The organism is Salinimicrobium oceani (assembly GCF_012037645.1).
The window spans coordinates 1-467 of sequence record NZ_JAAVJR010000568.1 but is presented as its reverse complement, the minus strand read 5'-3'; the positions used below and the strand labels follow the sequence as shown (position 1 = coordinate 467).

Below are 467 nucleotides of genomic sequence, written 5' to 3'. Positions count from 1 at the left end.
GGTTCCTATTTGTCCGCATGCACCAATTATCAATATCTTTGAAGCCATAAAAGTTTCTGTTTTAGTAGAAGCAAAGATATCTATTTCAGGAAAGATGAGAAATTCCGCAGTCTTAAATCCTCGTAATTATTCTGAAGCTTTGCTTCAAAAACATACCTTTAGAAAATGAGAAATATCCTGGTTATTTTTTTAATGCTGTCGCTGCTATCATGTCAAGATGAAGCAAAAAAACCTCAAGTTGCTCCTGTTCAAAGCAACACCACTTTTGCTGATAGCCTGAAGATCTCCAAAACCCGGAGCGTAGCTCTTTCTCCCGAAGCCCGAACCGTAGCAGCGGACTGGCTTGCATATATTACTGCCCAAAATGAGATCGGGAACCTGGAGAACAAAACAGGGACAGAAATTATAGAATCCTCCAACAATCTTATGCAGATCATGGAAAATTTAAGAGAAACTCTTCCCGATAC

At 39.4% G+C, this 467-nt stretch carries 1 protein-coding gene; it reads left to right on the top strand.

Annotated elements, in window-relative coordinates; translation table 11 throughout:
* Window positions 1–165 precede the first annotated feature (165 nt).
* The coding region (locus tag HC175_RS18285; protein ID WP_168139668.1) for a hypothetical protein at window positions 166–467 on the top strand (302 nt) is incomplete at its 3' end.